The following is a 19,520-nucleotide window of genomic DNA, read 5'->3' as shown; positions in this document are numbered from 1 at the left end:
GCCGCTCCGGATCAGGCGAGCGCCCCGCGCCCCGCACGACCACCACCGCCGCGTAGCACCACACGCTCCTCAGGGGCCGTGCCACCCCCGGTGTCCGGGTGGCACGGCCCCTGGCGTTGGTCCTGACCGGCGGGATGTGCCGTTCGAACACGGAGCGGAAGCCCTCCAGCGGGTCACCGTGCTCATGGCTGAGCCAACCGGGTGCCCCGGTGATCCGGAGGGGCTCGGGGGAGTGACGGATGGTAGCCGGGGGACACAGATAGTCACTGATATCGCGTGGAAAAGGTAGAGATGATGATTGATTCCGGTACTGCGACGTTGGTGGAAGAGTTGCGTGAGCGGGCGGGCGCGTTCGTGAACTCGCACGTCGATCTGTGGGTCACCGTGGAGGACGACGGGACGCTGATCCTGGCCGGCCAGGACCCCACGGCCCTGTTCCAGGCAGCTGCGGACTGGCTGGAACAGGGGCCCGCGTGCACCGTTGTCGATACCCGCTGGGGCTGTGGGACCACCGAGCCCGCCTTTACGCTGTGCCTGTTCCTGCGCCCGCCGGGCGCTGAACTGACGCCGCAGCGGACGGCTGAAAGGGTCTAGGGTCTTTCCCGATCCCAGCGGAAGCCGGAACCAGACAGCGGCGGCGCGGACTCCCGCGCCGCCGTCCGGTTTGCCCGGTGCGACACCCCTGGTCACTGCCTGCGTCAGATGACGAGGAGGGCGGTCGGGCAACCATCACGAAGACCAACCGGCGGGGCCGGCCGGTCCCTGCTGTTGACCGGTCACCCGCGCACGGGCTGCGCGAATCCTGCCGCCGTGGGCGGGGCGTCTTCAGCGTGGTGCGGTTCGCTGGTGGGTCGTGGTGGGGATGTCGGCCTCGGTGTCGGTGGCGGGGGAGGCTTCGGTTACGTCGGCGCCGTGGTCGGCGCGGCGTCGGGTGTCGTGGGTTCCGTACCAGTCCAGGCACATCACGGTGGCGTCGTCCTGTAGTTGCCCGTCGTGGGCTTGAACGACGTGCTCGATCAGGACGCGGGCGGCTTCGCGCGGGTGCAGGTCCTGGGTGCTTTCGATGAGCGCCGACAGGTCGAGGTCCGCGGCCCTGCGTTCCAGCATCCCGTCGGTGAGCATGATGAGCCGGTCCCCGGCCCGCAGGTCCAGGTGCTGCACGGTGTAGGTGTGGGGAGCTGTGAAGCCGAAGGGCATGTCGATGTCCGGCACGAGCTGCTCGACCTTTCCTCCGCGCAGGCGCAGGGGCCAGGGGTGGCCGGCGTTGATGAACTCGGTTCGACCATCGTGCAGGCTGATGCGCAGGAGTTGGCCGGTGACGTAGCGACCCCCGCTGTGCTCGGCCAGGGCCTGGTCGGCCTGCCGGGCCTGTCCGGCGAGGTCGGCGCCTTGTCTTCGGGCGCGGCGCAGGGCGCCGACCAGGAGGGTGGCCAGCAGGGCAGCGTCCACGTCGTGGCCCATGGCATCGGTGACGGACAGCTGGACATGGTCACGGTCTATGACGTAGTCGAACGTGTCGCCGCCGACGAACTCGGCCGGCTCCAGGGCGCCGGCAACCGCGAACTGGGCCGCTTCACACGCCAAGGACGCAGGCAACAGCCGGTGCTGGATCTCGGCGGCCAAACTCAGCGGCGCGGTACGCCGACCCCACTGGTAGAGATCGGTGAAGGGCCGATTCGCGATGACGATGTACGCAAAAGCGTGGGCGCTACGGCTGATCTTCCGCAAGGTGTTGGGGCCCGGGTGGTGGGGCAGGTAGAGCTCCAGCAGCCCGATGGCATCCCCGCGGTTGGTCACCGGCGCGATCACCCGCGTCCAAGCACCGTCCCCGATCCGCTCCACATGCGGTTGCTGGGTGCGGATCACCTGCTCGTACACCGTGCCGGACACCGCGATCGCGTCAGCGGGACGGTCCAGGTCGATATTGTCAGCGGCGCCCAGGCGCACGACGGCGGCACCCGTGAAGTCGGTGATCAGGAACGACACCGACCGGGCCCCGAACTGCCGCCGCAGCGCCGCGGCGATGACATCGACGGACTCTACGGGCGGCGCGGCCTCTGCCGCAGCCAGCGCCTCACCCAGTCCGTCGATTCCACTGTCCGGCATGGGAGCCCTCTTCCCGCTGTCGTGCCCGTCCCAGCACCTACCGGTTCCACGAACTCCGGGCAGGTACGAAGAGGCAAACTATCCCACTGCAGGAGCGGGTTCCGACCCGCCTGAGCGATACCGTCGCGCCTGGTGCCATGGATCGGTGCCGGTATGCACTGTGACCCGGACCCCACCATCCGCTGGTGGCGGCGCGCTCGTCGAGGGCATCGTGCCCGCCGTCCACGCGGCAACCGGGCTACCAGCGGTTTCCGTACGGTTCCGGGGCACCGCGCAGATGCGCCAGACCGCCGAGCAGCATCCCTCCGGCGGAAGCGGCATCCATGAGGCGGCGCTGCTCGTGGGAGCCCTTCTCGCCCTCGATGGTGTCGTCGGGCCAGGTCCCCGGTCCGACCACGGCGAGTGCGACCAGGCCCCGGTCGGCCGCTTCCTGCCAGAGCGGTGACACGGGGCGTTGCTGCGGGCACAGTAGACGGGAGCGACCAGTGTGCAGTTGTGTGAGTTTCCCGTCCTGGACCGTCACCGAACACCGGGTCACCGGCCACAACCCCGCGCTCCACGTGCGGGCGGTCATCCGCGCCAGTCCGGCAGCCCGCACGCGCACCGCCAGCTCGCCGTACGCCGCCTGATCGGGAGGCTGAACGGTCACCACCGACCACCAATCGCCCGCGCGCAACGCCATCACTGCCCGACCCCAGCCCGTCACCGTCGTCTCCACGCCCGTCCAACGACCCGGCCGGGCTGCGGAATCGGCCGATAGGCCGTGCGGGTGAGCGATCCAGCACACCGGCGCTCGTATCGCTGGTGCGGTGGCTCCGGTCGGGGAATCGAGGTGGCCTCCAGAGCGAGCCTTGTGCGCGGGCGGGGGGAGTTGGGAGTCTGTGTGCACCGGGCTGGAACGGGAACTGCTGTGCGGATGGCGGTGGTCGTGGTGGAGCGGTGGTCGGCGGTACGCCGGGTGAGTCAGGCGGCGGCGGGTGATGCGTCGGGGCTTCCGGGGCGTCTGTGCCACGCGTTGTGCGGGGTGCTGGAGGCGGACTGGGCGGTGATGTCCCTGCTCAGTGATACGCCCGGCCGCCAGCTGCTGGCGGTGAGCGGCATGCCGGCTTTACGGCTGGAGGAACTGGAGTTCTTGGTGGGGGAGGGCCCGTGCCACAGCGCCAGCCTCACCGGACACCCCATGATGATCGGAGACCTCCGCCACCAGGTCACCCCTTGGCCCTTCTTCGGGACCGCCGCGCGTGAGGTGCTGCCACGGGTCGGCGCGATCCACGCCTTCCCGCTGCGCTGGGCCGACGAGCGGTTCGGGGCGGCCGCGGTGCTCTACGCCCAACCCCGCGCCACCCCCTGGGCACAAACCCGGCAGGCCGCTGCCGCTGTGGATACCGCGGCCGCCGCCCTCCTGGACAGCTACCGGACAGAGTTTCTCCAAGGGGCGGACCTGCCGTGGGAACCGGCCCGCCTCCTGGAGACCCACTGGGGCGCTACCCACCGTGCCGCGGGAGCTCTGGCCCTGCGCCTGGGGATCCCCTTCGATGAAGCCCTCGCCCGCATGCGCGCCCTGGCGTTCACGACCGGACAGTCCCTGCGCGACATCACCACCTACCTGACCTGACCGCCCGTGCCTTACCTGGCGAGGCGGTCACCCGGTCTCGGGGAGGTGCGGGTGGTGCTCGCAGGATTGCGCCCGGTGCTGCTCCCACTCCATGGCGCGTTGGATCTGCAGGTCGTCCAGACCGGTCGCTTCGGACAGTGCCTGAGAGGTGAGCCCGTGGTGCTGTTGTGCCAGGGCGCGCCGGATCTGTCCGGCCCACAGCTCCTCGGGGACGAACGGCCGCTCGCGGTACTCCTGCTGCAGGGCCATGAGATGTTCGGGCGAGCAGGCGGCGATCAGGCGCCGGCCGTCGCGTGCCCGATCGCTCGCGTGGATGGCGGAGGAGTCCGGGACGACGTTCAGATGGCATCCGTCGGTGAGTGGCCGGGCGCACGCATCGCAGATGTCCGTCAGCGGGACGGAACGTGAGTGGTCGGGTCGCATGCTGTTCTCCTGCCCTTTCATGCCATGTCGCGCCCCCGGCGCTGTTGAGCGGGAGCCAGGATGCCTGTCGGCTGGTGCCACGAAAATCTATCGCGCGTGAAGTAGACATTCGCTTCTGGATCTGGGTAGAGTTCTGGTCGTAGCCAAGAAGGAAGCAGGGCACGGCAGACACGAACTGCCGCGCGGAGTGTGTGGCACGGTGATGGAATCCGGTGGCCGGTAAGTGCAGGTGGGCCGCAGGGTTGATTGCCGGGTCGGGCCGCCCCGGGAGGGGCCGCCGTGCAGTAACGCAGTACGGCAAGTGCAGTTCTGACACGCAGTACCCGCAGTTCAGCAGGACCGCATCATGCAGGACAGCAGTACCGGATGCAGTTGCAGTACCCAGCAGTGCGGTACATGAGTGGTACCTCGGTGAAGGCGTCGGCTGCGGGCGCGCGCACTGGGAGGTTCGGCAGTGGGGTTCTAAGCCAGGGCAGTTGTAGTACGGGCGACGGGGCTGGCTGTCGGAGAGTGGTGTAGTGAAGGCCACCAGCAGTTCGCAGGAACAGCAGTTCGTAGTGCTGGTTTGGTCAGTGTTTCGGTTCAGAGGGAACGGAGGGGTTGAGCGCCATCAGGATTGCCCGGGCGAAGTAGCAGGCCTGGGTGCCGCAGGACATCGATAGGTAGGTGGTCTCCGGTCACGCGTTCGCGATCCCCGTATTCCCGGCCGCGGCCGGTAGTGCGGACACAGTAGGCCGGCGCAGTACTAGGGCCGGTAGGTGGTGTTTTCCGTCCTTCGGGGCCCTGGTGCTACGGCGCCAGGGCCCCTCCACGCGTTCTCAGCCCCTTTGTCTGTTTCCCGGTGAGGTGAGATGACGGCAGACGATTCCTTCGCCCGACTCAATGACGACGACTATCCCGCCTACACCATCGGGCGCGCCGCCGAGATGATCGGTGCCTCTCAGGGTTTCCTGCGTGCGATCGGCGAAGCCCACCTGATCACCCCGCTGCGTTCCGCGGGCGGTCACCGCCGTTACTCCCGCTATCAGCTGCGGATCGCTGTCCGGGTGCGTGAGCTCGTCGACCAGGGCACCGCGATCGAGGACGCGTGCCGCATCGTCGCGCTGCAGGACCAGCTCGAAGAAGCCCTCGCACTCAACGAACAGCTCCGCACCCACACCCACTCCGCCGCCTGAGAACGGCCCCGCGTAGGGCAGGACTTTGACCGGATGCCCTAGCCGCGGGGGAAGCAGTCTTGACCACGCTGTGCACGTGAGCGCCGGTTGCAGCTGGCCGGCCGCAACATTCCGGGCCACGAACTGTGGGGCCTGGTCGAAGCGACCGGCAGCCACCTGGACCGGCGGATCAAGAAGAACTGGGCCTGGCCAGCAGCCCGTAGGAGCCCGGCCCACGCCCAAAGTCCCAGAGAAGTCCCACGGGTGCCGCCGCACCCCTTGCTGATCTGTGTTCGCGCAGCTCAGGAGGGGTGCGGCGGCACCCGCCGGTCAGATGTCGCGGAACGTCTCGATCTGCGCGCCGATCGTGTTGAGCCGCTCGGCCAGGTCCTCGTAGCCGCGGTTGATGACATAGACGTTGCGCAGTACGGAGGTGCCCTCGGCGGCCATCATCGCGAGCAGGATGACGACGGCGGGGCGCAGCGCGGGCGGGCACATCATCTCGGCGGCGCGCCAGCGGGTCGGGCCCTCGACGAGGACGCGGTGCGGGTCGAGCAGTTTGACGCCGGCACCCAGCCGGGTGAGCTCGGTGAGGTAGATCGCGCGGTTGTCGTACACCCAGTCGTGGATGAGCGTGGAGCCCTGGGCGGTCGCGGCGATGGCGGCGAAGAAGGGGACGTTGTCGATATTGAGGCCGGGGAACGGCATCGGGTGGATCTTGTCGATGGGCGCGCGGAGCTTGGACGGGCGCACGGTGAGGTCGATGAGGCGGGTCCGGCCGTTGTCGGCCTTGTACTCCTCGGTGCGCTCGTGGTCCAGCCCCATCTCCTCCAGGACGGCCAGTTCGATCTCCAGGAACTCGATCGGCACCCGGCGGATCGTCAGCTCCGACTCGGTGACCACGGCGGCGGCCAGCAGGCTCATCGCCTCGACCGGGTCCTCGGAGGGCGCGTAGTCCACATCGCGGTCGATGTCGGTGACGCCGTGCACGGTCAGGGTGGTGGTGCCGACGCCGTCGACCCGTACCCCGAGCTCCTCCAGGAAGAAGCAGAGGTCCTGGACCATGTAGTTCGAGCTGGCGTTGCGGATCACGGTGATGCCGTTGTTGCGGGCGGCGGCCAGCAGCGCGTTCTCGGTGACGGTGTCGCCGCGTTCGGTCAGCACGATGGGCCGGCTGGGGGAGATCGCCCGCTCGACGACCGCGTGATAGGTGCCGTCGGTGGCGGTCACGTCGAGGCCGAAGTGGCGCAGCGCGTTCATGTGCGGCTGCACCGTACGGGTGCCGAGGTCGCAGCCGCCGGCGTACGGGATCCGGAAACGGTCGGTGCGGTGCAGCAGCGGGCCGAGGAACATGATCACGCTGCGGGTGCGCCGGGCCGCCTCGGTGTCCATCGCGTCGAGGTCCAGCTCGGCCGGCGGTACGATCTCCAGATCGTTGCCGTCGTTGATCCAGCGGGTGCGGACGCCGATGCTGTTCAGCACCTCCAGGATCCGGTAGACCTCCTCGATCCTGGCGACCCGGCGGAGCGTGGTGCGCCCGGAGTTCAGCAGGGAGGCGCACAGCAGCGCGACGCACGCGTTCTTGCTGGTCTTCACGTCGATCGCGCCGGACAGCCGCCGGCCGCCGACGACCCGCAGGTGCATGGGCCCGGCGTAGCCGAGCGACACGATCTCGCTGTCCAGCGCCTCGCCGATTCTGGCGATCATCTCCAGGCTGATGTTCTGGTTGCCGCGCTCGATGCGGTTGACCGCGCTCTGGCTGGTGCCCAGCGCCTCGGCGAGCTGGGACTGGGTCCAGCCACGGTGCTGGCGGGCGTCACGGATGAGCTTGCCGATACGGGCGAGGTAGTCATCGATCATGTGGCAAACGGTATCTCACACATGAGATGGGGGCTGTGTGTCGAAAGGCAGGTGCGGCGTGTGGATCGTCGCGAACGGGGTAGACGTGGCGCGGTGGCCCTCGATCCAGCAACGTTACACAAGGTCAGTATCTCGGATATGAGATTAATGCGCCTGATCGTGTGAAGGATTGCTCCAGATGGAGGAGTAGGTTCCGGGTGATGGCGCCGGGCGCGGGACAGCGCCACAGGGGTGCCGGGGCATGACCCCGCACCGGTGATGTACTAGAGTTATCTCGACATCGAGATATCTGCCGAGGCGTACCACGCCGCAGTCACCGAGCCGCTAGGTAAGGCATACCTAACCTAGCGCTCACCTTAGCGGATCGGCATGGAGTCGTGTCGGTCGTGTCGGCAGGATTGCGGTGGTACGCGCGAATTACATGCATGAAGGAGACTGTCGTGTCGGCGAACAGCTTCGACGCCCGCAGCACGCTGCAGGTGGGCGACGAGTCGTACGAGATCTTCAAGCTGGACAAGGTCGAGGGCTCCGCCCGCCTTCCCTACAGCTTGAAGGTCCTGCTGGAGAACCTGCTCCGCACCGAGGACGGCGCGAACATCACCGCCGACCACATCCGGGCCATCGGCAACTGGGACTCGAGCGCCCAGCCCAGCCAGGAGATCCAGTTCACGCCGGCCCGCGTGATCATGCAGGACTTCACCGGCGTGCCCTGCGTGGTGGACCTCGCCACCATGCGTGAGGCCGTCAAGGAGCTCGGCGGCGACCCGTCCCGCATCAACCCGCTGGCCCCGGCCGAGCTGGTCATCGACCACTCCGTGATCGCCGACAAGTTCGGTACGCCGGAGGCGTTCGCGCAGAACGTGGAGCTGGAGTACGGCCGGAACCGGGAGCGCTACCAGTTCCTGCGCTGGGGCCAGACCGCGTTCGATGAGTTCAAGGTCGTCCCGCCGGGCACCGGCATCGTTCACCAGGTGAACATCGAGCACCTGGCCCGTACCGTCATGGTCCGCAACGGCCAGGCGTACCCCGACACCCTCGTCGGCACCGACTCGCACACCACCATGGTCAACGGTCTGGGTGTGCTGGGCTGGGGCGTCGGCGGCATCGAGGCCGAGGCCGCGATGCTCGGCCAGCCGGTGTCGATGCTCATCCCGCGCGTCGTGGGCTTCAAGCTGACCGGCGAGCTGCCGGCCGGCACCACCGCCACCGACCTGGTGCTGACGATCACCGAGATGCTGCGCAAGCACGGCGTCGTCGGCAAGTTCGTCGAGTTCTACGGTGAGGGCGTCGCCGCCACCTCGCTCGCCAACCGCGCCACCATCGGCAACATGTCGCCGGAGTTCGGCTCCACCGCCGCGATCTTCCCGATCGATGACGAGACCCTGAAGTACCTGCGGCTCACCGGCCGTGACGCTCAGCAGGTCGCGCTCGTCGAGGCCTACGCCAAGGCGCAGGGCCTGTGGCTGGACCCGGCCGCCGAGCCGGACTTCTCGGAGAAGCTGCAGCTCGACCTCTCCACGGTGGTCCCCTCCATCGCCGGCCCGAAGCGCCCGCAGGACCGCATCGTCCTCGCGAACGCCTCGCAGCAGTTCGCCCGGGACGTACGCAACTACGTCGAGGACGACGACGAGGCCGGCAAGGAGTCCTTCCCGGCCTCCGACTCCCCGGCCTCGACGAACGGCGTTCCGAGCCGTCCGACCCTGGTCACCCTCGCGGACGGTACGTCCTTCGAGATCGACCACGGCGCGGTCACCGTCGCCGCGATCACCTCCTGCACCAACACCTCGAACCCCTACGTCATGGTCGCCGCCGCGCTCGTGGCCAAGAAGGCGGTCGAGAAGGGCCTGACCCGCAAGCCGTGGGTCAAGACCACCCTCGCCCCGGGCTCGAAGGTCGTCACGGACTACTTCGACAAGGCCGGCCTCACCCCGTACCTCGACAAGATGGGCTTCAACCTCGTCGGGTACGGCTGCACCACCTGCATCGGGAACTCCGGTCCGCTGGACGAGGAGATCTCGAAGGCGATCAACGAGCACGACCTGGCCGTCACCTCGGTGCTCTCGGGCAACCGCAACTTCGAGGGCCGGATCAACCCCGACGTCAAGATGAACTACCTGGCGTCGCCGCCGCTGGTCGTCGCGTACGCCATCGCGGGCTCCATGAAGGTGGACATCACCAAGGACGCCATCGGCACCGACACCGAGGGCAAGCCGGTCTTCCTGCAGGACATCTGGCCGACCGAGGCCGAGGTCAACGACGTCGTGGCGAACGCCATCGGCGAGGACATGTTCAACAAGTCCTACCGGGACGTCTTCGCGGGTGACGCGCAGTGGCAGGCGCTGCCGATCCCGACCGGCAACACGTTCGAGTGGGACAGCGAGTCCACCTACGTCCGCAAGCCCCCGTACTTCGACGGCATGACGATGGAGACCACCCCGGTCACCGATGTCACCGGCGCCCGGGTGCTGGCCCGGCTGGGCGACTCGGTCACCACCGACCACATCTCCCCGGCCGGTGCGATCAAGGCCGACACCCCGGCCGGCAAGTACCTGACCGAGCACAAGGTCGAGCGCCGTGACTTCAACAGCTACGGCTCGCGCCGCGGCAACCACGAAGTCATGATCCGCGGCACCTTCGCCAACATCCGGCTGCGCAACCAGATCGCCCCGGGGACCGAGGGCGGCTTCACCCGCGACTTCACCGTCGAGGGCGGCCCGGTGTCGTTCATCTACGACGCCTCGCAGAACTACCAGGCCGCCGGCATCCCGCTGGTCATCCTGGCGGGCAAGGAGTACGGCTCGGGCTCGTCCCGCGACTGGGCCGCCAAGGGCACCGCGCTGCTCGGCGTCAAGGCCGTCATCGCCGAGTCCTACGAGCGCATCCACCGCTCGAACCTGATCGGCATGGGCGTCCTGCCGCTGCAGTACCCGGAGGGCGTCACGGCGGCCTCCCTGGGCCTCACCGGCGAGGAGACCTTCTCCTTCACCGGCGTGACCGCGCTGAACGACGGCGGGATCCCGGAGACGGTGAAGGTGACGGCCGGCGATGTCGAGTTCGACGCCAAGCTGCGCATCGACACCCCCGGCGAGGCGGACTACTACCGCAACGGCGGCATCCTGCAGTACGTGCTGCGCTCGCTGATCACCAAGTAAGCACGGCCCGACACGGGCCAGGGCGGCCGGCCACGGCCGTCCGGACGGACCGCATCCCTCACCCGGGGGTGCGGTCCGTCCGCATTTGTCCTTCAAGAACTGAACACATGAGGGTGATCAATGGTAGATAAGTGAAGGCAAATGCCTACTGTTCGAGGTGGTTCCAGAAACGGAGTCTGCTCCTCCGCGTTTCGGCCAGGTCTCAACTCGGGAAAGCTTCACGGCCAAACGGGCTTTCGATCTTGCCCTCTCAACGAGAAGTGGACTATACCTGTCGCGTCCAGGGAAGCCCGCGAGCGCGGGACGGGGCGGGGGGATCGACGGGCCGAAAACGCCCGCTCGTGGCAGGACCACCCCTCCTCGGTGGATGGCAGCATCACTGAAGCTTCATCTGTTCGCGGGCGCCGGCGGATTCCGCTGCACCGCATGAGTCCTGTAGAGGGCGAGGACTTGAGCATGGGATCCGAACTGAACCGCCGGGATCTGGTCAAGCGCGCGATGGCCGTTGGCCTGGTCGCCGTACCGTCGGCATCTTTCCTCACCGCGTGTGCCTCCGACAGCGGTGACAAGACCGACAAGCCCAAGGAAACGGGCACGGTGTCCGCCAAGAACCCGCTCGCTGTCAAGGAGGGCGCGCCTCTCGAGGCGTTCATCTTCAAGGGCGGCTTCGGCGACGACTACGTCAAGAACGCCGAGACGGCTTACAACACCACGTACAAGACGACGGTCAAGCACACGGGTACCCAGGCCCTGGGCCCGAAGCTGCAGCCGCGCTTCGCCGGCGGCAGCCCGCCGGACGTCATGGACAACTCGGGTGCCGACAACCTGGACACGGCGGCGCTCGCCAAGCAGGGCAAGCTCGTCGACCTCACCCCGCTGCTCGACGCCGCGTCCTTCGACGACCCGGCCAAGAAGGTCCGCGACACCCTGATCGCCGGCACCATCGAGCAGGGCCAGTACGGCGGCAAGGAGGTGTACGCGCTCAACTACGCGTTCACCGTCTATGGCACCTGGTACTCCAACAAGCTCTTCCAGGCGAAGGGCTGGACGTACCCGCAGACCTTCACGGAGCAGCTGGCGCTCTGCGAGAAGATCAAGGCCGCGGGCATCGCGCCGTACACGTACCCGGGTAAGTACCCGTACTACGTGCACTTCGACATCTTCGCCCAGATCGCCAAGGCCGGCGGCGTCGAGGGCATCAACGCCATCGACAACCTGGAGCCGAAGGCGTTCCAGACCGACGCGGTCAAGGGTGTCATCGCGTACTACGAGGAGCTGGCCGCCAAGGGCTACATCCTTCAGGGTTCCGAGGGCAAGACCCACATCCAGGCGCAGACCGACTGGACGAAGGGCAAGGCCGCCTTCATCCCGAACGGTTCCTGGGTGGAGAACGAGGCAGCGCCCACCATGCCGAAGGACTTCGACCTGGCGGTCGGCGCGATCCAGGGCGGCGCCAGCGACAAGCTCCCGTTCGGTGCCATCCGCGCCGCGGCCGGCGAGCCCTTCATCGTCGCCAAGGACGGCAAGAACCCGGCCGGCGGCATGGAACTGCTCCGCATCATGCTGAGCAAGGCCCAGGCCAAGGCGTTCACCGAGTCCCTGAAGTCCCTGACCGCCGTCGCGGGCGCCGAGGAGGGCCTGACCCTCACCCCGGGTCTCGCCTCCGCGAGCAAGGGCCTCAAGGCCGCCGCCGCCAACGTGGTGAACCCGCGTCTCGGCGACTGGTACAAGAAGCTGAACGAAGAGACCATCGGAAACCTCACGCTCGACCTGCTCTCCGGCAAGATCAAGGCCGCGGAGTGGATCACCAAGGCGCAGGCGGCCTCGGACGCGACCGCGAAGGACTCCTCCGTCCCGAAGTTCAAGCACGCCTGACGCTGCTTCACTTGTACTGACTGAGACGAGAGCGACCGGCGACATGCGACATGGCAAGTACCGGTTCATCATCGGCTTTCTGGCAATCCCCTTGGCGTTGTACGGGGTCCTCGTGATCTCGCCCTTCGTCCAGGACTTCCAGATCTCGATGACGGACTGGAGCGGAATCTCATCCGACAAGAAATTCATCGGGCTCGACAACTACCAGAAGCTCATTCACAACGACCTCTTCTGGAAGTCGTTGTCGCACAACATCATCATGCTGCTGGTGGTGCCGCTGGTGACTCTGTCGCTCGGTCTGTTCTTCGCCTTCATGCTCAACGTCGGAGGCCGCCGCAGAGGAAGTGCTGCGGGGGTCTCCGGCGTGCGGGGATCGTCCATCTACAAGGTGGTCTTCTTCTTCCCGCAGGTGCTGTCCGTCACGATCATCGCTGTGCTCTGGCAGCAGATCTACAACCCGGACAACAAGGAAGGCCTGCTCAACGCCCTGCTGGGGAACCTGGGCCTGGCCTCCCTCCAGCACGCGTGGCTGGGCGACAAGTCCACCGCACTGGCCTGCATCATGGTCGTCATGATCTGGGCGAACGTCGGCTTCTACGTCGTGCTGTTCTCCGCCGGGATGGCCTCCATCCCGACCGAGATCTACGAGGCGGCGCGGCTGGACGGCGCCGAGCGCGGCACGACGTTCTTCCGGATCACCCTGCCGCTGCTGCGGGACACGGTTGCCACCGGCTGGGTGTACATGGGCATCATGGCCATGGACGGATTCGCGTTCGTGCAGCTGATGTCGGTGAACAACGGCGGGCCCGACGAATCGACCGACGTGCTGCCCCTGCTGCTGTACAAGACGGCTTTCCGGGACAACAGCCAGTTCGGTTACGCGGCCTCGATGGGTGTCGCGATGCTGATCGTGACGCTGATCTTCGCCGTTCTCAGCATGCGGCTGTCGCGCCGCGACCGTATCGAGTTCTAGGGGTGGCGCGATGACGACGAACGCAGTTTCTGTGGAGAATCAGAAGTCGGCGGCCCCGACCGCCAAAAAGACCACCAAACGCAACTGGCGGCGCAGTGAGGGAGGCGTGCTCAACGTCTTCTCCCACGGCTTCCTCCTGGTGTGGGCGCTCATGGTCGGGGTGCCGATGCTCTGGGTGCTCTGGAGTTCGCTCAAGACCTCGGGCGACATCGTGGGCAGCCCCTGGTCGCTCCCGACGCACCTGCACTTCGACAACTGGACCCGGGCCTGGAACAAGGCCAACATCGGCCAGTACTTCATCAACACGGCGATCGTGGTCGGCTTCTCGACCACCGGCACGATGATCCTGGGCTCGATGGCCGCCTACGTCCTGGCGCGCTTCGAGTTCTTCGGGAACCGGTTCATCTACTACCTCTTCGTCGGGGGCATGGCCTTCCCCGTCGTGATGGTGCTGGTCCCGCTCTTCTTCGTCACGAAGAACCTGGGCCTGTTGAACACGTTCCCCGGACTGATCCTGGTCTACATCGCGTACTCGCTGCCCTTCACCGTGTTCTTCATGACGTCGTTCTTCCGGACGCTGCCGACCTCGATCGCGGAGGCGGCACTGGTCGACGGGTCCTCGCACACGAGGACCTTCTTCCAGATCATGCTGCCGATGTCGAAGCCGGGCCTCATCAGCATCGGTGTCTTCAACATCCTGGGCCAGTGGAATCAGTACCTGCTGCCGATCGTCCTCAACCAGGGCGACTCCAAGAACTACCTGCTGACGCAGGGGCTGGCGGACCTGGCGACGCAGCAGGGGTACGCGGGCGACTGGGCGGCGCTCTTCGCCGGCCTCGCCATCGCGATGCTTCCGGTGCTCGCCGTCTACATCGTCTTCCAGAAGCAGATCCAGGCCGGCCTCACCGCCGGTGCGATCAAGTAGTCGGGCACGGGTAGCCGCGGTACGGACGGGGGCGGCGTGAGCGGTCTGCCGCGCGTCACCCTCAACACCGGCACCGCGATGCCACAGCTCGGTCTGGGCGTCGGTCATCTGACCGACGCCCAGACCGCTGTCGCGGTGTCGACGGCACTGGAGTGCGGCTACCGCGGTATCGACACCGCCGCGGTGTACGCCAACGAGCGCGGCACCGGCCGGGCGCTCGCCGCCTCGGGGCTGCCCCGCGCGGACCTCTTCGTCACCACCAAGCTGTGGAACGCCGACCAGGGCCACGACCGGACGCTGCGCGCCTTCGACGCCTCACTGACCGCGCTCGGCCTGGAGTACGTCGACCTCTACCTGATCCACTGGCCCCAGCCGGACCGCGAGCTGTACCCGGAGAGCTGGCGGGCGCTGGAACGGATCCACGCCGAAGGGCGCGCCCGCGCCATCGGTGTCTCCAACTTCTGTATCCCGCACCTCGAACGGCTGGTGGCCGGATCCGGCATCGTCCCGGCCGTCAACCAGATCGAACTGCACCCCTGGTACCAGCGGCCCGCCCTGCGGGCCCACCACCGCGCGCGGGGCATCGCCACCGAGGCGTACAGCCCCCTGGGCCAGGGCGACGTGCTCACGCTGCCGGTGCTCACCGCCATCGCGGGGCGGTACGGGGTGACCGCCGCCCAGGTCGTCCTGCGGTGGAATCTGCAGCTCGGCCACATCGCGATCCCCCGCTCGGCCGACCCGGCCAGGATCCGGCGGAACGCGGACCTGCTCGGCTTCGCCCTGGACGACGCGGACCTGGCGGCTATCGCCGGCCTGGACGCGGGGCGCCGCCTGGGTCCCGATCTGAACGGCGTCGGGTAACGGTTCTAGACCGTTGCGTGGTGTGCCCGGTCCCTGATCTGCTCCAGCAGCGCCGCCTGGCCCACCAGCGACTCCCCGTACGCGTCGAAGGGCGCGCCCGTCAGCACCCGGTGGGCGAACGCCCGGGCTCCGTTGGCGTACTGGTCGTCGGCCGGCAGGACCAGATCCTCCACCGAGTCCTGCCGCTCCCAGCGCACCGAGGGCAGCAGATCGGCGGGCGGGGTGAAGGCCCGGTCCACGCTGATCCGGCCCTCGGAGCCCCACAGGGCATAGGTGGTGCGGTAGGAGGAGTCGAAGCCGAAGGAGAGCTCCGCCGAGACGCCCGAGGGCGTGTGGAACAGGGCGCTGCCGCCCACGTCCACGCCCGTGCGCCCGTCGATCCGCAGGTGGGAGCCGGCCAGGGTGAGATCCGGGCCGAGGAAGTACGTCGCCGCGCGGACGGTGTAGGCGCCCACGTCCAGCAGGGCGCCGCCGCCGAGCTCAGGGCTGTTGCGGATGTCGCCGGCGGGGCGCGGCGGGACGCCGAAGGCGGCGCTGAAGACGCGCGGCGCACCGATCGCGCCGGCGTCGATCCGCTCGCGCACGGCCGGGTGCTGGGAGTGGTGGAGGAAGAGGAAGTTCTCCATCAGCCACAGACCGTGGTCCCGCGCCGCGGCCACCAGTTCCCCGGCCTCCTCGGCCCCCGTCGTCAGGGACTTCTCGGCCAGTACGTGCTTGCCGGCGTCCAGCGCCCGCATCGCCCACCGGTGGTGCAGGCCGGTCGGCAGGACCACGTACACGGCGTCGACGTCCTCCCGCTCCAGCAGCGCCTCGTACCCGGTGACGGGCTCGCCGCCGAACCGGTCCGCGAAGCGTGCCGCGTTCGCGGGGTCACGGCTGGCCAGTGCCGTGATCCGGAGCTCCGGGACGGTGGCGATCGCGGGCAGCATCTTGCGCCAGGCGAAGTCGGCGCAGCCCAGCACCCCGAGCCGCAGGACGCCGGAGGCCGGTTCGGGCTCGCTCATCGGGGTTCCCCTTCACACATTTACCGGTGCGCGTCGCCGGTCACAGGCTCCGCGCGCAGGCGAGCAGGGTGCGCGCCTCCACGTTCAGATAATGGCCGTGACCCACCAGTTCCATCAGCTGGGACACGGTCGTCCAGCAGAAGTCCTCCGGCACCCGGACCGGCACCTCGTCCCCGACCTCGATCAGCCGGTAGCGGGTCCTGGCGTGGTAAAAACGGCCGCCCTCCTCGGACAGCACCGTGTCGAAGCGCACCTGGTCCTTCGAGGCCCCGTTCACCACGTCGAGGAACGGCGGCGCTCCGCCCGGGCCGCCGGCCGTCGCGTCGGGGAGCTGCACGGTGGGCGCGATCTCGACCCGGTCCAGCAGCCCCGGCTCGTGCCCGGCGCGCGCGAGCAGATGCGGTACGCCGTCGATCCGGCGGACGAGGAACGCGGCGAGTCCCAGGCCGCGGGGGGCGAGCAGCGGCTGCGTCCAGCCGGGCACCTCCCGGTTCCCCGCCTGCACCCGTACCGCGATGACGTCGAAACGGTCCCCGTCCTCGTCCGCTATCCGCCGCGCGGACCGGGTCCAGCCCAGCACACCGGCCAGCGGCACCAGCCGCGCGGACCAGTCGCAGCGGGTCTTGGCCTCGGTGAACCAGCTGAGGACGTGGCTCATGGAGTGGTGCGCGGCCCCGGGAGAACCGGGGCCCGGTGGGAAGGGCAGTGAGGCGATCACCGAGCGGCTGTCCATGTTGACGAGGTCGTCGATCCGCAGCATCCGCCGCAGGTCGTCCCAGGCGATCCACTGGTGGTCCTCGTGCAGCGGAACGTCCTCGGTCACCCGCACCACCATGTTGCGGTTGCGCTTCTGCCAGAACCAGGTGCCCTGCTCGGACTGCAGGGTGTCCACCAGGACCTGCCCGCGGCCGGGGCCGCGGAAGTGGTCGAGGTAGCGGGTCGGCTGGCCGCCGTGCACCCGGGTGTAGTTGCTGCGGGTGGCCTGCACGGTGGGGGAGAGCTGCAGGGTGTTGATGTTGCCGGGTTCCATCTTCGCCTGCATCAGACAGTGCGGGACCCCGTCGAAGTCCTTCACGAGGATGCCGAGGACGCCGAACTCCGGCTGGTGGATCACCGGCTGGGTCCAGGTCCCGCGGCCGTCCCCGTCGGTCACCCGCAGCCCTTCCACCGAGAAGAACTTCCCGCTCCCGTGGACCAGGTTCCCGGTCGGCTCGTCGAAGGACCAGCCCTCCATCTCGTCGAACGGGATCCGGGTGACGTCGAACCAGCCCGCCCTGGCGCGCTTGGCCCACCACTCCTGGAACGGTTCGGGAACCCCCTCCCAGCTCATCGCCCGGGCACCGGGACGAAGTACGGGCTGAACGTCTCGTGCAGGTGGATGCGGCTGCCGTCGGAGCAGTTGATGATGTACTCCTTGAACGCGCAGGGCGTACCGGCCCCGCCCGGCGGCCAGCTCGCCAGCCCGTTGTCGAGGATGACGCGGTGCTGCATGGAGTTGCGGGCGCGCAGTTCACGGCCCAGCGGCGTGGAGTCCTGGGTGTCCGCGAGCCACGGCACGGCCGCCCCGTCGAAGACGACACGGTTGCTGCTGACGACCTCCCCGGCGGGGGTGAGCAGCGCGGAACTGCGGAGCACCGGCTTCGCGTGCGGCGACAGCCCCAGCTCGTCGCGGATCCGGCGGTCCAGGGAGCCGGCGTCCACCGGAAGCTGGGAGTCGACGCGGACGGTGAGCCGGCAGGCGATCAGGGACTCCAGCAGGATCGTGGTCGATCCCTCGCTCTCCAGCAGCATGCGGGTCTGCGGGGGCAGTTCCATGAACGTGCCGCGTGAGGTGCGGTGGATACCGGGAGCGGAGTTCTCCATGGCTAGCTCGGTTCCGGGCCCTTGAGCGGCTTGCCCATCGCCGACCGGGGGATCTCGTCCAGGAAGCTGACCCGCCGCGGCATCTGGTGCGGGGCCAGCCGGGACTGGCACCACGCGAGCAGCTCCGCGACGGTGAGGCCGGAGCTGGTGACGATGCGGGCGGCCGGCACCTGGCCGCGTACGTCGTCGGGGGCCGCGACGACCTGGACGTCGGTCACCGCCGGGTGCCGGGCCAGTACCCGTTCGATCTCCGCCGGGCTGACCTTCTTGCCCGCGACGTTGATGATGTTCTTCAGCCGGCCGTTGATCCGGATGCCGCCGTCTTCGATGCGGGCCAGATCGCCGGTGCGGTACCAGTCGCCGTCGAAGTCGAGCGGGAGCAGCCCGTCGGTGCCGGTGTAGCCGGCCGCCAACGCGTCGGTCCGCAGCTGCAGTTCACCGCCGCCGGACACGCCGTCGACCGGGACCAGCCGGGGGACGACGCCGGGGAACGGTGTGCCGACCTCGCCCGGCAACTGCTCCCCGGTGCTGAGCGCCGCGGAGAGCGCCCCGGTCTCCGAGGACCCGTACGCGTTGTAGAGGGCGAAGTCGTACCGCCCGGTGATGGCGCCGGCCGCCGCCGGGGGCAGCGGGGCGCCCGAGGAGACCGCCATCCGCAGCTCCCCGAAGTCCAGCGGTGCGGCGGTACCCGCCAGCAGCTGGAACTGGAACGGCAGCCCGACCAGCGTCCGCGCCCCGTGCTCGCGCACCGCGCGGGCCAGTTGGGACGGTATGGACCGCGAGGGGACGTGCCGGATCGGGGTGCCGTGCAGCAGGGGCGCGGCGATGCCGTAGGCGAAGCCGTAGCAGTGGAAGGCAAGGGTGCTGACGACGCCCGGCAGGCCCTGCTCGTATCCCATGAACGCCGCGATCCGGTGCGCGTCCGTGAGGACGGTGGCGGCCGGCCGGACGACGCCGGTGGGCGTTCCGGTGGATCCCGAGGTGAGGAAGATCTGAGAGCGGGCCGGGATGCCGGCCAGGCTGTGGGTGGCGGCCCGGGTGTGCGTCCACAGCTCGACGCCGCCGTCGGTGGTCCGTACGGCGGGCGGTTCCGACGGCTCCGGGAGCGTCGCGCTGTCCCGGACGACGAGCCCGCCGAAGTCGGTGGGCGCGCCGGGATCGCTGTGCAGGACGGTCAGTTGGGCCAGGTCCGCGGCGAGGGTGACGACCGCGCGGACAGCCGCGTCGGCGACGTCCACCACAACCGGCAGTCCCGTGGTGGGGTGCCGCCCGAGGTGCCCGGCGAAGATTTCCGCCGAGGTGATCAACTCACGGTAGGTCCATGCCCGCTTGCCGGAGATGAGGGCGACGTCGTCGCTCCGTCCCGCCCCGTCCCGAACTGCCGCGAAGAATCCGGCGTCCGCCACTGCTCCTCCTGGATATCCGGTCAAGAGCCGGTCAGCGGTGGGTGAGGACGAAGTCGGCCATCCTGCCGACCGACTGGAAGTTCTCCACGTCCAGGTCCTCGTCCGGGATGGTGATGTCGAACTCCGACTCCAGCCACACCAGCGTCTCCAGGATTCCCAGGGAGTCGAATCCGGCGAACTGCCGCAGATCGTCCGTCTCCTGGAGCGCGGCACCGCGCGCTTCCGGCAGGGTTTCCGCGAGGCGGCCGACGAGCGCCGCCACGACTGTCTCCCGAGAAATCATCGTCCCTCTCCCACGCCATG

The 19,520-nt window shown here is 68.6% G+C and carries 18 protein-coding genes; 9 read left to right on the top strand and 9 right to left on the bottom strand.

All coding sequences use genetic code 11. From position 1 onward, the window contains the following. Positions 1-276 precede the first annotated feature (276 nt). Entirely contained in the window at positions 277-594 is a 318-nt protein-coding gene (locus tag C6N31_RS20835; RefSeq protein WP_138354256.1) for a hypothetical protein, read from the top strand. 231 nt (positions 595-825) lie between these two features. On the opposite strand, the gene C6N31_RS20830 is transcribed toward C6N31_RS20835, so the two are convergent. Then, a complete protein-coding gene (locus C6N31_RS20830; protein ID WP_138354257.1) occupies positions 826-2,106 on the bottom strand; it encodes a PP2C family protein-serine/threonine phosphatase in 1,281 nt (426 codons plus the stop codon). Positions 2,107-2,344: 238 nt separating this feature from the next. Further along, positions 2,345-2,554, bottom strand: a complete 210-nt coding sequence (locus tag C6N31_RS43985; RefSeq protein ID WP_232485441.1) for a hypothetical protein — start codon at positions 2,552-2,554, stop codon at positions 2,345-2,347. Positions 2,555-2,603: 49 nt separating this feature from the next. Between C6N31_RS43985 and C6N31_RS45205 the strand changes: the two genes are divergently transcribed. Continuing rightward, the gene (locus C6N31_RS45205) at positions 2,604-2,735 is read left to right on the top strand and encodes a hypothetical protein (RefSeq protein WP_269770796.1); all 132 of its coding nucleotides are present in this window, start codon (positions 2,604-2,606) and stop codon (positions 2,733-2,735) included. Positions 2,736-3,022: 287 nt separating this feature from the next. Continuing rightward, positions 3,023-3,721, top strand: coding sequence for an ANTAR domain-containing protein (locus C6N31_RS20820; protein ID WP_138354258.1), 699 nt, complete (start codon positions 3,023-3,025; stop codon positions 3,719-3,721). A gap of 27 nt (positions 3,722-3,748) precedes the next feature. On the opposite strand, the gene C6N31_RS20815 is transcribed toward C6N31_RS20820, so the two are convergent. Beyond that, positions 3,749-4,144 (bottom strand): hypothetical protein, encoded by a 396-nt coding sequence (locus C6N31_RS20815; protein ID WP_138354259.1) that lies wholly within the window; start codon positions 4,142-4,144, stop codon positions 3,749-3,751. A gap of 851 nt (positions 4,145-4,995) precedes the next feature. Here C6N31_RS20815 and C6N31_RS20810 point away from each other — a divergent pair. Continuing rightward, positions 4,996-5,319, top strand: coding sequence for a MerR family transcriptional regulator (locus C6N31_RS20810; RefSeq protein WP_138354260.1), 324 nt, complete (start codon positions 4,996-4,998; stop codon positions 5,317-5,319). A 309-nt stretch (positions 5,320-5,628) separates the two neighbouring features. On the opposite strand, the gene C6N31_RS20805 is transcribed toward C6N31_RS20810, so the two are convergent. Beyond that, complete coding sequence (locus tag C6N31_RS20805) at positions 5,629-7,158, bottom strand: helix-turn-helix domain-containing protein (RefSeq protein WP_138354261.1); 1,530 nt, start codon at positions 7,156-7,158, stop codon at positions 5,629-5,631. A 440-nt stretch (positions 7,159-7,598) separates the two neighbouring features. Here C6N31_RS20805 and acnA point away from each other — a divergent pair, with 440 nt between their 5' ends. The 5 genes from acnA (at position 7,599) to C6N31_RS20780 (ending at position 14,944) form a co-directional block, all read left to right on the top strand. Continuing rightward, complete coding sequence (acnA, locus tag C6N31_RS20800) at positions 7,599-10,310, top strand: aconitate hydratase AcnA (protein ID WP_138354262.1); 2,712 nt, start codon at positions 7,599-7,601, stop codon at positions 10,308-10,310. Positions 10,311-10,766: 456 nt separating this feature from the next. Continuing rightward, on the top strand, positions 10,767-12,185 hold the full coding sequence (ngcE, locus tag C6N31_RS20795; protein WP_138354263.1) for an N-acetylglucosamine/diacetylchitobiose ABC transporter substrate-binding protein: 1,419 nt from the start codon (positions 10,767-10,769) through the stop codon (positions 12,183-12,185). A 43-nt stretch (positions 12,186-12,228) separates the two neighbouring features. Continuing rightward, positions 12,229-13,158 carry a carbohydrate ABC transporter permease gene (locus C6N31_RS20790; RefSeq protein WP_138354264.1) on the top strand — a complete coding sequence of 310 codons (930 nt, stop codon included), beginning with the start codon at positions 12,229-12,231 and terminating at the stop codon, positions 13,156-13,158. A 10-nt stretch (positions 13,159-13,168) separates the two neighbouring features. Next, positions 13,169-14,083, top strand: coding sequence for a carbohydrate ABC transporter permease (locus tag C6N31_RS20785; RefSeq protein ID WP_138354265.1), 915 nt, complete (start codon positions 13,169-13,171; stop codon positions 14,081-14,083). A 36-nt stretch (positions 14,084-14,119) separates the two neighbouring features. Then, positions 14,120-14,944: an aldo/keto reductase gene (locus C6N31_RS20780; protein ID WP_138354266.1), complete on the top strand. Its 825-nt coding sequence runs from the start codon at positions 14,120-14,122 to the stop codon at positions 14,942-14,944. A gap of 5 nt (positions 14,945-14,949) precedes the next feature. Here the strand turns inward: C6N31_RS20780 and C6N31_RS20775 are convergent, their stop codons facing one another. The 5 genes from C6N31_RS20775 to C6N31_RS20755 are packed head-to-tail and all read right to left on the bottom strand — an operon-like array spanning position 14,950 to position 19,500. Beyond that, entirely contained in the window at positions 14,950-15,948 is a 999-nt protein-coding gene (locus C6N31_RS20775) for a Gfo/Idh/MocA family protein (RefSeq protein WP_138354267.1), read from the bottom strand. Between the two features lie 40 nt (positions 15,949-15,988). After that, a complete protein-coding gene (locus C6N31_RS20770; RefSeq protein WP_138354268.1) occupies positions 15,989-17,278 on the bottom strand; it encodes an NDP-hexose 2,3-dehydratase family protein in 1,290 nt (429 codons plus the stop codon). Next, on the bottom strand, positions 17,275-17,811 hold the full coding sequence (locus C6N31_RS20765; protein ID WP_138354269.1) for a hypothetical protein: 537 nt from the start codon (positions 17,809-17,811) through the stop codon (positions 17,275-17,277). The genes C6N31_RS20770 and C6N31_RS20765 overlap by 4 nt, the downstream gene beginning before the upstream one ends. Positions 17,812-17,813: 2 nt before the next feature. After that, on the bottom strand, positions 17,814-19,217 hold the full coding sequence (locus C6N31_RS20760; protein ID WP_138354270.1) for a class I adenylate-forming enzyme family protein: 1,404 nt from the start codon (positions 19,215-19,217) through the stop codon (positions 17,814-17,816). A 31-nt stretch (positions 19,218-19,248) separates the two neighbouring features. Beyond that, positions 19,249-19,500 (bottom strand): acyl carrier protein, encoded by a 252-nt coding sequence (locus tag C6N31_RS20755; protein WP_138354271.1) that lies wholly within the window; start codon positions 19,498-19,500, stop codon positions 19,249-19,251. Positions 19,501-19,520: the final 20 nt, after the last annotated feature.

Source organism: Streptomyces fildesensis, assembly GCF_016107395.1.
In the GTDB taxonomy this organism is placed as follows: domain Bacteria; phylum Actinomycetota; class Actinomycetes; order Streptomycetales; family Streptomycetaceae; genus Actinacidiphila; species Actinacidiphila fildesensis.
The sequence above is the reverse complement of the archived record's forward strand: the minus strand, read 5'-3'. Positions and strand labels throughout refer to the sequence as shown.

What these genes read in the sequence shown, in the direction of transcription:
- C6N31_RS20810 (WP_138354260.1), top strand. Translation starts at nt 4,996, where the DNA reads ATGACGGCAGACGATTCCTTCGCCCGACTCAATGACGACGACTATCCC.
- C6N31_RS20790 (WP_138354264.1), top strand. Translation starts at nt 12,229, where the DNA reads ATGCGACATGGCAAGTACCGGTTCATCATCGGCTTTCTGGCAATCCCC.
- C6N31_RS20830 (WP_138354257.1), bottom strand. Translation starts at nt 2,106, where the DNA reads ATGCCGGACAGTGGAATCGACGGACTGGGTGAGGCGCTGGCTGCGGCA.
- C6N31_RS20775 (WP_138354267.1), bottom strand. Translation starts at nt 15,948, where the DNA reads ATGAGCGAGCCCGAACCGGCCTCCGGCGTCCTGCGGCTCGGGGTGCTG.
- C6N31_RS20785 (WP_138354265.1), top strand. Translation starts at nt 13,169, where the DNA reads ATGACGACGAACGCAGTTTCTGTGGAGAATCAGAAGTCGGCGGCCCCG.
- ngcE (WP_138354263.1), top strand. Translation starts at nt 10,767, where the DNA reads ATGGGATCCGAACTGAACCGCCGGGATCTGGTCAAGCGCGCGATGGCC.
- C6N31_RS20805 (WP_138354261.1), bottom strand. Translation starts at nt 7,158, where the DNA reads ATGATCGATGACTACCTCGCCCGTATCGGCAAGCTCATCCGTGACGCC.
- C6N31_RS20770 (WP_138354268.1), bottom strand. Translation starts at nt 17,278, where the DNA reads ATGAGCTGGGAGGGGGTTCCCGAACCGTTCCAGGAGTGGTGGGCCAAG.
- C6N31_RS20765 (WP_138354269.1), bottom strand. Translation starts at nt 17,811, where the DNA reads ATGGAGAACTCCGCTCCCGGTATCCACCGCACCTCACGCGGCACGTTC.
- C6N31_RS20815 (WP_138354259.1), bottom strand. Translation starts at nt 4,144, where the DNA reads ATGCGACCCGACCACTCACGTTCCGTCCCGCTGACGGACATCTGCGAT.
- C6N31_RS20755 (WP_138354271.1), bottom strand. Translation starts at nt 19,500, where the DNA reads ATGATTTCTCGGGAGACAGTCGTGGCGGCGCTCGTCGGCCGCCTCGCG.
- C6N31_RS20820 (WP_138354258.1), top strand. Translation starts at nt 3,023, where the DNA reads ATGGCGGTGGTCGTGGTGGAGCGGTGGTCGGCGGTACGCCGGGTGAGT.